Source organism: Bernardetia sp. ABR2-2B (assembly GCF_037126435.1).
In the GTDB taxonomy this organism is placed as follows: domain Bacteria; phylum Bacteroidota; class Bacteroidia; order Cytophagales; family Bernardetiaceae; genus Bernardetia.
Genome location: NZ_CP147023.1, coordinates 1 through 12,893 on the forward strand (window position 1 = coordinate 1; position 12,893 = coordinate 12,893).

Annotated in this window: 12 protein-coding genes; 1 reads left to right on the plus strand and 11 read right to left on the minus strand. The window is 33.0% G+C overall.

What is annotated here, in order from left to right; genetic code table 11:
• Window positions 1–23: 23 nt before the first annotated feature.
• From WAF17_RS22555 to WAF17_RS22590, 8 genes are all read right to left on the minus strand, one after another.
• Window positions 24–1,334 (minus strand): hypothetical protein, encoded by a 1,311-nt coding sequence (locus WAF17_RS22555; protein WP_338770432.1) that lies wholly within the window; start codon window positions 1,332–1,334, stop codon window positions 24–26.
• 146 nt (window positions 1,335–1,480) lie between these two features.
• On the minus strand, window positions 1,481–1,927 hold the full coding sequence (locus WAF17_RS22560; RefSeq protein WP_338770435.1) for a hypothetical protein: 447 nt from the start codon (window positions 1,925–1,927) through the stop codon (window positions 1,481–1,483).
• Between the two features lie 9 nt (window positions 1,928–1,936).
• Complete coding sequence (locus tag WAF17_RS22565) at window positions 1,937–3,133, minus strand: hypothetical protein (RefSeq protein WP_338770438.1); 1,197 nt, start codon at window positions 3,131–3,133, stop codon at window positions 1,937–1,939.
• Window positions 3,134–3,367: 234 nt separating this feature from the next.
• Complete coding sequence (locus WAF17_RS22570; RefSeq protein WP_338770440.1) at window positions 3,368–3,547, minus strand: hypothetical protein; 180 nt, start codon at window positions 3,545–3,547, stop codon at window positions 3,368–3,370.
• Between the two features lie 21 nt (window positions 3,548–3,568).
• Window positions 3,569–3,733 carry a hypothetical protein gene (locus tag WAF17_RS22575; RefSeq protein ID WP_338770442.1) on the minus strand — a complete coding sequence of 55 codons (165 nt, stop codon included), beginning with the start codon at window positions 3,731–3,733 and terminating at the stop codon, window positions 3,569–3,571.
• 141 nt (window positions 3,734–3,874) lie between these two features.
• The gene (locus WAF17_RS22580) at window positions 3,875–4,294 is read right to left on the minus strand and encodes a hypothetical protein (protein ID WP_338770444.1); all 420 of its coding nucleotides are present in this window, start codon (window positions 4,292–4,294) and stop codon (window positions 3,875–3,877) included.
• A 240-nt stretch (window positions 4,295–4,534) separates the two neighbouring features.
• Complete coding sequence (locus WAF17_RS22585) at window positions 4,535–4,822, minus strand: hypothetical protein (RefSeq protein ID WP_338770447.1); 288 nt, start codon at window positions 4,820–4,822, stop codon at window positions 4,535–4,537.
• 38 nt (window positions 4,823–4,860) lie between these two features.
• Window positions 4,861–7,344 (minus strand): phage tail tape measure protein, encoded by a 2,484-nt coding sequence (locus tag WAF17_RS22590; protein ID WP_338770449.1) that lies wholly within the window; start codon window positions 7,342–7,344, stop codon window positions 4,861–4,863.
• Between the two features lie 123 nt (window positions 7,345–7,467).
• On the opposite strand from WAF17_RS22590, the gene WAF17_RS22595 reads away from it, so the two are divergent.
• Window positions 7,468–8,049, plus strand: a complete 582-nt coding sequence (locus WAF17_RS22595; protein ID WP_338770423.1) for a hypothetical protein — start codon at window positions 7,468–7,470, stop codon at window positions 8,047–8,049.
• Window positions 8,050–8,215: 166 nt separating this feature from the next.
• Here the strand turns inward: WAF17_RS22595 and WAF17_RS22600 are convergent, their stop codons facing one another.
• The 3 genes from WAF17_RS22600 to WAF17_RS22610 form a co-directional block, all read right to left on the minus strand.
• A complete protein-coding gene (locus tag WAF17_RS22600; RefSeq protein ID WP_338770425.1) occupies window positions 8,216–8,719 on the minus strand; it encodes a hypothetical protein in 504 nt (167 codons plus the stop codon).
• The gene (locus WAF17_RS22605; protein WP_338770427.1) at window positions 8,716–8,895 is read right to left on the minus strand and encodes a hypothetical protein; all 180 of its coding nucleotides are present in this window, start codon (window positions 8,893–8,895) and stop codon (window positions 8,716–8,718) included. Before WAF17_RS22605 ends, WAF17_RS22600 begins: the two co-directional genes overlap by 4 nt.
• Before the next feature lie 136 nt (window positions 8,896–9,031).
• On the minus strand, window positions 9,032–12,427 hold the full coding sequence (locus tag WAF17_RS22610; RefSeq protein ID WP_338770430.1) for a toprim domain-containing protein: 3,396 nt from the start codon (window positions 12,425–12,427) through the stop codon (window positions 9,032–9,034).
• Window positions 12,428–12,893 lie beyond the last annotated feature (466 nt).

Here is a 12,893-nt window from a genome sequence, read left to right on the forward strand (position 1 = left end):
CTAGATTAAGTTTGACGATTTTTTTAATTTTCGGTATCTGTAAAGAGTACATTTTCTAACTCCTTAATTTTTTCTATAAGTTTAGGCTCTTCTTTCTGCAAAGATTCAATGTTCACGGCTTTTGTACCTATCTCTTTCAATCTACCAGCAAAGTACGGGCTTTTTATAGTGTATCGTAGCACCTCAAAAACCAGCCTATTTCCATTTTCTTTTTCTAATAAGATTTGATAGTTATCTCTCAAAAACTGCTCTCTATTAGCTAGTAAGGCGTTTATGTCGTCTTTTTCCTCCTCCTGTGTTTTGTCAAAAACAAAGTAGATTCTAATATCATTTTCATTTGAGAAAATCAATAAATGTTCACGGTTTTGTGGTGGATAAACAGACTTGTTTTTGAACGTGCCTACTTTTTGGCAGTGCATTTGAGTAGAAACAAACCTGTCATTTGTGAACAAATCAAATGTTTCTTGTATCTCTTTTTGTGCTTCTTCAGTCAATTCTACTTCAAAGTTGGCGCTGGTGGTGGTGCTGGTAGTGTGCTTAAAAATATGCTTTCCTAAAAAAGTAATGCTGTCTTTATGATTCTGAATGAAGGAAAAGCCAACGTCGAGCGCAAATTCTCTTTTGTTGGTGTCTAAAACCTTTACAGTATCAAAATCTACTCTAAAGTGTAAGTCTTGCCATAACTTCAAAGAAAAGTTCTCTAAAGTCGTGAAAACGGTGTCTATGTTCATTTTGTAATTGATTTGATTTATTATTTTATTCAGTTGGTTGTCCTGTGATGGCTCGGCTGTGAGCTGTACCGAAAAGAGTTTGAAAATATCAAAATCTACAATAGAATTAGAAAAAAACATCTCAAAATTTGAGTTTATAAAATGCTTTCTCTTTTGGTCTTGCTGGTGAAGAAAGTCGTTTTTGAAGTTCTTTTGATAGTCTTTGTATCTGTCTATGTTCTTAGTTTTGAAGAGGAAAGCTGTCAATAGATTGTCGCTATCAATGAAGTAACGGACACGTTCAAAATCTTTTGTTTCTATTTTTTGGTGTGGATAGTACTCTTTACTTTCTTTGTCAAACGCCTTTAAGGCTGCCAAAACGGTTTTCTCTTCTTCTAAAGTAGATATTACAAACATATCTCTTTGTTCTTTAAAAGGCTGTAAAACGTGTTCTAAGACCTTTATTTGTGTCAAAGGTTCTTTTGTGTCAAATTGAATTAAAACCTCGTTATTTGCGCTTAAATTGCGAAAAGCTGTAACATTTATGTTTATGCCTACTCTATTGAAAAAATCTTGTAAGGCATACGGTACGGCAGTATTGGATAGCCTGTTTTCTGCTGTCATTGTTGTAAATTTTGATTGAATGATTTGATTTGTGTGAATGAAGAAGAGAAAAAAAAAGAAACGACCGACCTTTTGTCGGTCGTTTCTTCAAATCATTTCTATCACTTCATTTACATTTATAAAGCAATTTGAAGGTTAAAAAAGTGTCAATTCCTATTTTGAGAATGATAAGAAAACAAAGATTTATGCTCTGCTTTCTCTTCTTCTAACTGTCTTACTTTTTCTTTCAAAACCCTGTTTTCTTCATTCAAATCGTCTTTTTGCGCTTCTAACAAGATAATTTCTTGCTGTAATTGTAACATCAAATCTATTTCATTTAGCACACCAACGTTTGAAGGCATATTTGGGAATAAAATATAGTAATGTGCAAAAAATACACGGATTAAGTCTTGCTTTGTTTCTATTTGATTGTTGAAATTTTCAGATACTTCTTTGAGAAGAGTACCTATTTTTTTAAATGCGTCCTGCTGTTGGTCGAGGTTATCCTTATCATACGAGCCTTCAAAGAATTGCTCATAAATGATTTTAAACAAGTCTATACGCACGTTATCTGACAGTTTTCGGCTGTAATTGATTCTTTTATTATTTTTCATAATTGAAAGTTATTTTGATTTTTTAGAGAAATTTAATTTTATACCTTTTTCGAGTTCCCAGTTTCGAATACGACATTCTTTGGAACAAAATCTTTGATTATGTGCCTTTCTATCGTACTTTTTGCCACAATGGGAAAATTCACACGTATCAATTTTAAAGCTGCTGCTATACGTAGTTCTACCAGTCTGTGAAGGCGTGGGAGTATTAACAGGGGAGTTACTGCCATATTCAAAACCTATCTTTCGGCTGGTGGTGGTGGTGTGATTTGTTGGTGCTGGTGTGGTGTAATTTGGTGTCGTAAACGAGGGCATTGTAAACGAGGGTGTAATAACAGGCTGGTTATTAACAGGCGTGTTAGTACCCACACCAGCCAAAACGCCGTTTTTCTCTAATAGACAATTAGACAAATACAGATAATAAAAATAATAAGCGACGATGTTCAGTAACTCAAAAACACCAAATACAAAGGCTGCTATCTTTGCCACGTCCTGCCCATCGCTGCTGGTGCTGGTAGTGCTTTCTTTGTGCTTCTCTTCTACTTCTGCTATTGCTTTCTTTTTGGCTGCTAAAACGTCTGTAAGTGCCTTTTGAGAGGTTTCAATATCTTTGTTTGCTGCAATGCGTAACCACTTGTTATTAGTGTTTTCAAGTGTGTTTTGAGAAGTCTGTAAACTCGTTTCAATGCTGCTAATTTGTGTAGAAAATTGATTGTTTATACTATCTACATTTGTTTGTAGCATACTGACATTTTCACTAAATTTGTCGTTCGTACTATAAAAGTAAACGGCTTTATTAGCAGAATAGACAGATAAGAAGAAAGAAAATAGAGTAGTAATTATTAGGATTGCAAGAAATAAACTATTAGATTTTTCTTTTCTTGCTATGCTGCTAAATACGTGGTGTGAGGTGTTGCTTTTTGCTATCTCAATGACAGCAAATAGCACCAATCCTAAGACGATAAGGATAATGAAGTATATCCAATTCTTTAACGACTCTGCTATTAGGAATATGCCTAAAAAGCTGACAGAAAAAGACATGAAATGATAAAGATTTGAAAAGTGTTTTGATAGTAGGAACAACGGTCGAGCCGTTTCTGCATAAGTTTGAGGTGTGAGCTTCTCTTCTGCAAAATCGTAAATAGCTGTATTTCTAACAGCATTTAAGGCAGCGTTTGAACTCTTTCGTATGATATCGAAGAATTTCATAGTTAATAAAATTTGAGGTTTGGAACTGATAATTGATTGATTATGATTAGGACTTAGTTACGATTGCAACTCGTTTCTAAGTCCGTTTTTTTTGTCTAATATTCTACATTTCACTTACAGCAAGATTAAAATTTTCTAACATTTCATTTTCTGCTATTGGATTGTAAATGTAAAGGTCTGCCAAAATCTTAAACCCCCACGTATCAATCCGTGCACACTCTTTTGGATTTTTTTCTAAATATTCAAAGGTTTCTTTTCCGTTTTTTCAAGTCTATCATTTTTACAAAGCTCAAAATCATTTTTATAAAAACTCAAAAGGTTATTTGAATAGCGTTTTTTATCTATTTGAGTCTGTAATAAATCTATTTGTTCGGAATGAAAACGCATTAAATTATAATAGCTTTTTGTATTCATAATTGATTGATTTACAAGTGATTATTTTGTTTTATCGAGCTTTTCTTCTACAATTTTACTGACTACAAAAGATACAGAACGCTCTTCTTTATCTGCCATTGCTTTAAGTTTTTTGAGTTGTTCACTACTTAATTTTAGCGATACTGTGGTGCGTATTGTGTCGCCTTTTGGGTTCTGCTGTGCCATAATTTTGAATATGAGTGAGTTAGTAGGTTTGGATAAAGAACAAATATACATAACTTTAATAACTTATACAAGTTATTAAAGTTATAATTAAAAAAACCAACTATTTTTTTTTAGTTGGTCTTTCTGCTGGTGTTAGGGAGCTTATCTAGCTATTAGATTGAAATTCTTATTTAGGCCGTAGCCTCTGCCATTTCCTTTTCTTTTTTGAATTGTTTTCAGATTCTTATCAATTTTATTTAAGAAAATAGATAGCTTATTTTCGTCAAACTCTTCAAAATTCACAATATTTTGAGTAATGTACATCAAAACAAAGTCTATGAATTTCAATCTTTTAATAACAAAAGACTGTCGTATAGGCTCTGTATTACTTTCTTCTTTATTTCTGCCACTCACTATGATAGTGAGCTTCAAAGATTCGTCTTTTTCTTCACTATCATTATTATCTTGTATATAAAAGTAGATTTTCTTTGTACGTGCTGCTGTGAGTGCGTATAGCTCTATACCGTCAAAATTTTGATTGTCAGTAGCAATTAATTTTCCGTATTTCAATAATTTTTCCATTATTTTTTTTTGAAGAAGAAGAAGAAAAAAGAAAAAAAATCTAATCACAAAATGACTAGATTTTTTGATACCAAAATTTATTCAAAAACGAATTAAAAAAGGTAAACTTTTAAAGTATATAAATGAATCATCTATTATTAAAACATAATGAGTAGGTAAATAATTACAAGTCAAAAAAAACCTTTCTACAATGTAAAAAGGCTTTAACAATCAAAATTTAATTATATGAAAAACTACAATCTATCTACCTAAACTATTCAAAATTGCTTTCAAATCTGACAGTTTTTGAGGTGCAAAAATCATTTGTTGGTAGCCATCTTGTAGCAGTCCAAACGCTTCTATTTCCTCTGTTTTTGGAACGTGTGAGTTATGAATGAGAAGAAAAATATCTTTGCCTTTTCTATGCAAAATACAAGTTCTTTTCCCTTCACTTTCTTTATTTGAATACTCAAAATGATTAGTGCTGATTTGTTTAGGAAAACGCTTTTTAATAAGCGTAAGAGCCTTTTTTATATCTAATTCAGTCATTTGATTAGTTGGTTAGTTAATTGATTAGTCATTGATTATCAGTAGCTACTATTTGCAATGCTTCTATTTACTTCATTTATTGCTTCTGCCATTCTTCTTCCGTCCATCTCCAAAACGGTTGGTTTGGCTGCAATCTCTCTTAAAAGCTCTTCTATTCCTTTTGTATTAAAAGATTGTGTAGATTCTGTCCCAGCCTGTTTTTTAGAAAGCTCTTTTGTTGTTTGTCCATTAACATCTTGCATTTTTGATAAGGCACTAAGAGAGTTCCCATTTTTAGGTTCGATGTTATTCTCTTCAAAGAAAGAACGTTTCAATGGACTTGCTGCATAAGGGTCGTTTTTATCTACAAAACCATAATCTTTTTTCGGTTTATAGTCTGGTGGTCGCACCATTCCAGTCATTTCAAAAATCTTATCTCCAAACGGTAGCATATCAATCAAATCATAAACTTGCTGCAAAAAGGTAGTTTTGAAGGATTCCCAGCCACTACCAAATCCGTTTTGCACCATATCTACAAGACCAGTTCCTAAACTATAAAACAGTCGTAAGGGTGCTGTACTAATTGCAAAAATTGTTTGTATTACGTCCCAAACTGTACCAGCAACGGCTTTTATTTCTTCTTTGTATTTGTTCCAAAACTCTATACCTTTCTGTATTCCAATAGCCAAAAGTTGCAAACCACTTGCAGCGTAACGAATACCCACGCCAATAATTCCAAATGCAATTTTACCAGCATTTGCCCAGCCACTAGCACCGTCCGTGTCCCCAAATAAAGACCCAAAAGCTGTGAATAATTCAGATAAAACAGGCTTTAAATCTTGCCAAGTATCTGAAAGAGTTTTGAACAAAGGCTCTAACATCTTTTCAAGTATAGGCATACCCTCCTTAAAGGCTTTTTTGACACCAGCAAAGAAGAAACCGAACTCTTTAACTATTCCTAAAATTCCATACTTTTCGAGTTGGTCGTTCATATCTTTTGGGAGTGAAAAACCTTCACTAGTGCTGCTGCTAAAAACAGTCATTATGCCAGTAAAAAGTCCCCCTATTGTTGCTAAAACCTTATTAACAGGTTTCAAATCGTCCCCAGCCTTGCCTATGTTATGAAGAGAATTATTAAAGTGTTCGACACCACTTGTAACAGTAACAAACAGACCAGCAATGGCAGTTACACCAGCAATAATAGGCAGAATAAAGCCACTTGCTACTATTGTACTAGCCTTAAAAGTTAGCATAAGACCACTTATTAAGGTTTTGAGTTTGGCAAAGGCAAAAATAGCCATACCAGCACCAGTCGCAATTCCTATAAAAGCACTACCAAAACGCATTAAATTTTGTCCTGTACTCGTTTCTGCAAACGCCTTCATTTTTTGAATTGCTATCGTTCCAATATCTACAAAGCTCTTCAGAGGTGCTAATAAAGCCGTTCCAAGTGTAATTTTGAGGTTTTCTAAGTTAGATTTAAAAATAGTAACTGCACCATTGAAATTATTTAATTTTTCCTCAGCAATGGCAGAGCTGCTAAATTTTTTCATATTTTCAAGCACGGCTGCAATACCAGCACCACCATTTTTGGCAAGTACGGACGCTGCTTTTATGGCATCACTACCAAACAAAGTTTTCATACTTGCGCCCATATCCTGTTCACTCATTCCTTTATAGGCAGACTGTAAAGCATTTGCCAAACCTTCAATATTTTTGACTTTTCCGTTTTCAAAAAATTGATTATTTCCGTCGACGATTAATCCTAACTTTTCCATTTCGGCTTTCGCTTTCTTTGTGTCAGGCTGTAAGCGTTGCAAGAATGTTTTTAGAGAAGTACCAGCGTCCGAACCTGTCAAAAAATTTTGTGCTAATAAACCCAAACCAGCGTTCAAATCCTCAAAACTCATTCCCAAATCACCAGCAACTGCACCACTTTGTTTAATGGCATAGCTCATTTCGCTTACGTTCGTACCAGCCGAGTTGGCAGCACCCACAATCAAATCACTAGCTCGTTTAAAGTCCATACCGTCCTGTTTAAAGGCGTTTAATGCACCAGCACCGAGTTTGGCAGCTTTCACAATATCCAATCCACTAGCCGTCGCAAAATCTAAGGCACTTTTCAGACCACCCCCCAAAATCTTTGAACTGTCCAAACCAGCCTTTGTTAGTTCCTCGTATGCGTTTGCTGCTGCCATTGCACTAAATTCAGTAGCACCACTGGCAGCCATAACTTCTTTTTGAATGGCTGCCATTTCCTTACTATTACTTTGTGTAACGGCTTTTATACTACTCATTTGCTGCTCGAAGTCCCCAGCCAAACCCACCACGTCCGAAATTTGATTAAGTCCACCCTGTCCCAAATCCATTAATTTAGAAAGGCTTTGTTTTGCCATTCTATTGGTTGCGTCCGTGTAGCTTTTCCCTAACCTGTCAGTAGTCTGTATTAAACCTTTGAAGGTTTCTTGCAACTTCATTGCTTCTTCTTTGGCGTTCCCTGTGATATGAAAAGCCATTCCAAATCCAAAACCGTCCGTACTCATTTTTTTTTACTTTAAAATTATCGTTTCCTTTTTTTATAAAACAATATGAATTTTGATAAAATTACTGACTGTCTTTTGACTGCTTTTTACTAATTTTGACTAATCACACAAATCAATCAAAAAATGGAACGATTAGAGAAAGACGAATTTTTACAAATAAGCAAGGCAATAGAAATTTTTGATACTTCTTACTCTTCAGTTCAAAGATTGTGTCGAAAAGAAAAAGCTGGTAAACGAGTAAAGAAGAAGTCAAATAAATACATAATTCAGTATTCTCTTCTTAAAGAACATTTCAAATTAAAGGAAAGCACAAAAGTACGCACACCACCACACGTCGAAAAAGCCGAGCCAAATAATATGGCTGGTAGTCTTTCAGCTGCTGGTGCTGCTGGTAGTGATGACAGACTTATAGATAGTCTAAACAGTCAGATTGATTTTTTAACCAGTCAGATAAATTCAAAAGACAGTCAGATAGATAAGCTACTGCAAAGACAGTCAGAACAAAACATTATAATTCAAACGCTGCAAACCAGCCTATCTAACAAAATTGATAGTTCCGTGCCTTTGTTGGTGGATTCCATTAAAGAAGTCCGTACTGTACCAGCACCACCACCAGCGCAAAATAATGATAACGGCTTTACTGTTGCTGCTGCTATTCTTATTCTACTGACAATCCTGTTAATCGTTCTTTTTGTTTGGAAATAGTACAGACTATTCAGACTATTTACTGAATAGCTATATTTAATTTTAGGCACAAAAAAGCCGTTTCAAGTCAATGGAACGGCTTTTTAAATGTAAAAACTTCAAAAAAGCTATATGAATTAACAATATGTTTATTACATCAAATGAAGTACTTTTTAGTACAAAGTGATTAAGAGAATAGAGAAAGGCTGGTATTTACGTGATTATTCCTTATTACTCGTTTTGCTGGTGGTGTGAGGTCTGCAAAGGCTGTTTTGACAGTAGCACCATTGATAATTAATTCTACTCTTCTATTGCCACAATCAATTTTGATAAAAGTATCTTTTGGCAGCAAATTATACAAATTCAGTTTTGAAGGTTGCGCCCCTTTTCCTTTTCGCAAACCAGCATCTTTAAAGCTATTATTTATTAACGTATCGTATGTTTGACTTTTACCTACTGTCAAAAATGAAGAGAAGCCCAAACGTTTGGCTATGTTTGAAGTTATGGCAGCTTTAAAAGCCTGTACCGTGTCCTTTTCGGCTGCAAAGGCTCTTCTTTCTCTTTCTATAAAGATACTGTCTTTGAAAGTCAGATAATCATAATGTAGTTGGTAAAAATTTAATTCTGTCATCTCATTGATAAGCATTTTTGCAGCTAATTCACTTACTTTTTTGATTCTATACTCGTTCATGTTTTTTGGGAGTTTGGTTTGGGAGTGATTAAAACTATACTGATAGAAAGCCGAAAGATAAGAGTAGGTACAATTTGTAAAGGAACATCACCAGCCGAAAGGAATAAGGCAAAGGCAAAATAGTAACTCATTTTATCATTGTATGCTGCTGTAAAATTTCGGTTATTTCTCTTCATTTTTGACAGGTTTTTAAAAGTGATTAGATAAATGAATAAAAGAGCGTTTTTGATAGTTTAAAGGCTGTTTTTTTACCACGATTAGGTATTTCTATTGCTATAATAGTATTCTGTAATCGTGGTAATTTTTAATGGCTTACACGTCCTTAAATAGTGCCTTAAAATCGTCTTTTGATTTATTAGCTTCTTCTTTCTCTTTTTGTTTGGCAGCAAAGAAGTTTTTGAAGAGTGTTTTAAATTCGTCTTTCAATGTACCAGTTTTGTGTCTTTCCATTTTACCAGTTTCTTTGTTTTCGATGCGTGGGTTTCCGACTTCAAAAAAGTATTCAATGAAGGTATTTAATTCTAACTTACTCTTTTGTTTGTGTATCTCTTTATCACTATTATAAGCCTGTACCAGCGTATCTAATTGAATAGGCAGTAATAACTTCTTTTCAAGTTCCTTTACTTGTTTTGCTTTTAATTCAATATCCTTTTTATGATATCTATTAGGGTTTTTAATAGAGAATAGATAGTCTAATTCAAATTTGATTAACTCTTTCTTATATGTATTTGTAGCTGTCAGTTTTGGCTCGTTTGTTTTCTTATCAATACAGACTAAAACGGCTTTCACTTTTTCAGTATTCTCAAATACTTTGTACAATAGATTAAAATGCTTTTCAAGTAATTTTTCTGCCATAACCAACTGATTAGGATTAAGACCAGTTTTGGCAAGTTCGTTTTCTACTTCTTCATTTTCTGCTGTCGTTTCTACATAAAATTTGGTTTCTTTTTTTAGTCTGCTGTCTTTTGTTTCTTCATTCACACACTTACATAAAAAATGAAAATGATATAAATATAAGAAAGCTATATATTTACTATCGTCTTGTTTTTCTTCTTTTATTTCTTCTTTCGCTTCTTCAGTTTTCTCTTCTATCTCTTCTATCTCATTAACAGGATAGATTATTTTTTTAGGTTTATGTACTAAAGGACTGCCATTTTTTAAGCTAACTTTCTCTATTTGCTCCTGTATAAGTGCGTAATTAACCTCAAAACTCTTATTTTCTTCATTCCAATAAAGAAACGCATTTTTAAGGTGTTCAAAATAGAAAAGGTCTTTTGTAAATTTTGATTCACTTCTGTTATTTTCTTCATTACAAAAATTCATACATCTTTTAGCCTTTTCGATAATCTCTTCTTTGTTAATCTTGACTAAATCCTTACTGTCCTTGATTTGATTCAATGAAGAAGTAATTACTATATAATCTACTTTGAAGTTATCTTTTAAGCTAGTATCATTGTTTCTTATGCGTTTTCTTAATTGTAAGCTGGTAGATTCGTCGAAAGCTGTACCATTACTATTATCAAAATTTATAATAGTTGCTGGTTTGTCAGTAAAAACGCTATACCCTGTACTAATTAAGTTAGTTCCTATAATAAAAGGGTACTGCTGGTAGTCTTTGAATGAGAAACTACCAACTTCTTTATTTTCGGCTGGTGTGTTTAGTTCTGCTAAAAATTCCTTTTCCTTTTTATGTAATTTTTTTGATGCAATGATATAAGCACCTGTATTTTCCATCTTTAAACGTCTTTCAATGGTTCTTATCACTTCCATACTATCTACCATCAAAAGGGCTTTCTTATTGTTTTTATGGTGTTCTAGTAGTAAATCAATAGCAATTTGTAAGCGTTTGTTTTGCGACGGCTCTACAATTACAGTTGTTTCAATCTCTTCTTGTTTCTTAGTAGAAATAAAATCAAAATTTACTACTTGATTATCATAAACCATCTCTTTTTTTGTACCAGTAATGAGTATCGTTTTTTCGGTTTCAATGATTTTGAATACTTCATTTAATACTTTATGTCTATTTATTATCGAGGTGTCTTTTGAAAGTAATTGAGGTTCGTCGATAACAATATGAAAATCAATATTTAATGATTTACAAAGGTTTACCAGCTTTTTGAGGTTGTTTGCATTACAGTAAAGAATATCATTATTATCAATATCACTTTCTAATTTTGCAGCTTCTTCTTCAAAAGTATCGCTAATAAAAACAGGCTTTTTATGTTTGGCAGCTTCTGAAATTGCTAAGATGTTTCTTTGTGTACAAAAAATGATTTTCTTATTTAAGAAGAAATGTAAAAATTTAGCGAGTTCTACAATAGCCGTACTTTTCCCTGTATTCATTTCTGAATTAAACTGAATGGTTTTTTGGCTTGTTATTGCTTCCAAAACAATAGGATTGTTAGTAAGCGTATTACCAATATACCTACCTATTTTTACAACATTCCAATTCTTTGTTAATACCTTCATTAAATCAAAATCAAAACGATAAAGCGAAATATAATCACAAATATCATTGTGTACAGGCTTTTCAGTTACTGCTGCTGGTGGTGTGCTGGTTTCTTCTTTAGTGAAAGCATTTATAAATTTCTTTTTCTTCTTATCAAATTTATGCGTTTGTACTGTCAGTTTTGGCAGCGTAACCAGCCTAAAATTAATATTTTGATACACTTCTTTAGATAAGGCAAAACCATTGCTTACACCTGTAAAGTCCGTATCGTAACAGATTGTAATTTCTGTAATGCCTTTACTTCTTAGAATATCCTGTATGTATGCTGGTAGTGTTTTTGATTCCGTGCCTAAAGTGAAAGCATTATAACCAGCCTGTATCAATGCCAAACAATCCATTTCGCCACCAACTAAAAAAGCTGGTTCTGCTGGTCTTAACTCATTCAATCCAAACGAGTAAATATAATCTTTATCTATCTTTTCCTTTGCAGTATCTAAGTTTGGATAGTACCAAACCTTTTTCAAATCTTTGTCTAAGACCTTATAACACTCATTTTTTACTATTTCTACTGCAAAAACATTTTTATTATTTTGGTGTGCTGGTGTGCTGGTGTGGGAGTTCTGCCAAAACAAATCAATACTATCTACACTCTTCAAAAACTTCTTTGCTGTCGTTTCTGAAATGTTCCCTTTTTCTAATAAATATGTTTTGTTGGTTTCTGTAAAGTCTTGAAAGTGAAAGCTGCTTTTTTTGATTTTATTTACTTTCTTACTTGCTGTTTTTCTCTTTCTTTCTTCTTTAGCCTTTTTTATGCGTTTTAAGACACTTTCTTTAGAAACTGTAATATCACTTAGAAAATCATCTAAAGTTCCTATATTAAGGCAAAACTTACCTACAAAGTCATTTAGATTACCATTAAAGTTAAGAAAATTATTTGCATACTCTAAAGGACTGAAAGTGTCCCCTGTACGGTGGTCTTTCACTTGCCAAAACCCACGGCTTTTATTGAAGTAGAAAGAAATATCATTATCATTAAAATTCTGTATTCTGCTGTTGTTTTGCAAAATATTTAGTACAGACCATTGCTCGAGGCGTTTGGGGTCGCTATCTAAGAAGTCATTAACTTTCTCAAAAAATTGTGCTGTCTTGTTGTACTTTTGCGCTGCTGTGGGAGCTGCTGCTGTCGCTTCTTTTGAAGTGTAAAATTTTTGGTTTTTCCAAACCTTTTGCGTATCTTTGTCGTTGTTATTACGGTACATTTGTCGTATAAATGTATCACACAATTCAAACTTAATCAAAAAAATATACTACGCTCTCACACGGAAATATTTTTGATTGCACTATTATTTATTTTATGCCTTTTGGTAATAAAAACATTCAAATCCTTTTTGGTCGCCAACCGAAAAGGATTTTTTGTTTTTACTACTTCATTATGTATGTTTGAAATGAATGAAGAGTTAAAAATTTGATTTAAAAAAAGCACCTGTTCGAGTAAAAGTGCTTATTGCGTTAGCAAAGTTAATAAAATAACGGAAATTAATCTCATTAAGTTTGCAATACAAAGTAAGTGTTTTATAAAATATTATTATTTGCTTTGTAAGTAGTTGATTTTCAAGTCGTTACGCTGTGAAGGATTTTATTATTATTTTTTAATTTTGATAAAAAAAAGGTGTGGCAAGGGTAGCCACCACACCAATTTTTAACCAAAAAAACCAGCCTGTACAA

What these genes read in the sequence shown, in the direction of transcription:
- WAF17_RS22555 (WP_338770432.1), bottom strand. Translation starts at nt 1,334, where the DNA reads ATGACAGCAGAAAACAGGCTATCCAATACTGCCGTACCGTATGCCTTA.
- WAF17_RS22560 (WP_338770435.1), bottom strand. Translation starts at nt 1,927, where the DNA reads ATGAAAAATAATAAAAGAATCAATTACAGCCGAAAACTGTCAGATAAC.
- WAF17_RS22565 (WP_338770438.1), bottom strand. Translation starts at nt 3,133, where the DNA reads ATGAAATTCTTCGATATCATACGAAAGAGTTCAAACGCTGCCTTAAAT.
- WAF17_RS22570 (WP_338770440.1), bottom strand. Translation starts at nt 3,547, where the DNA reads ATGAATACAAAAAGCTATTATAATTTAATGCGTTTTCATTCCGAACAA.
- WAF17_RS22575 (WP_338770442.1), bottom strand. Translation starts at nt 3,733, where the DNA reads ATGGCACAGCAGAACCCAAAAGGCGACACAATACGCACCACAGTATCG.
- WAF17_RS22580 (WP_338770444.1), bottom strand. Translation starts at nt 4,294, where the DNA reads ATGGAAAAATTATTGAAATACGGAAAATTAATTGCTACTGACAATCAA.
- WAF17_RS22585 (WP_338770447.1), bottom strand. Translation starts at nt 4,822, where the DNA reads ATGACTGAATTAGATATAAAAAAGGCTCTTACGCTTATTAAAAAGCGT.
- WAF17_RS22590 (WP_338770449.1), bottom strand. Translation starts at nt 7,344, where the DNA reads ATGAGTACGGACGGTTTTGGATTTGGAATGGCTTTTCATATCACAGGG.
- WAF17_RS22595 (WP_338770423.1), top strand. Translation starts at nt 7,468, where the DNA reads ATGGAACGATTAGAGAAAGACGAATTTTTACAAATAAGCAAGGCAATA.
- WAF17_RS22600 (WP_338770425.1), bottom strand. Translation starts at nt 8,719, where the DNA reads ATGAACGAGTATAGAATCAAAAAAGTAAGTGAATTAGCTGCAAAAATG.
- WAF17_RS22605 (WP_338770427.1), bottom strand. Translation starts at nt 8,895, where the DNA reads ATGAAGAGAAATAACCGAAATTTTACAGCAGCATACAATGATAAAATG.
- WAF17_RS22610 (WP_338770430.1), bottom strand. Translation starts at nt 12,427, where the DNA reads ATGTACCGTAATAACAACGACAAAGATACGCAAAAGGTTTGGAAAAAC.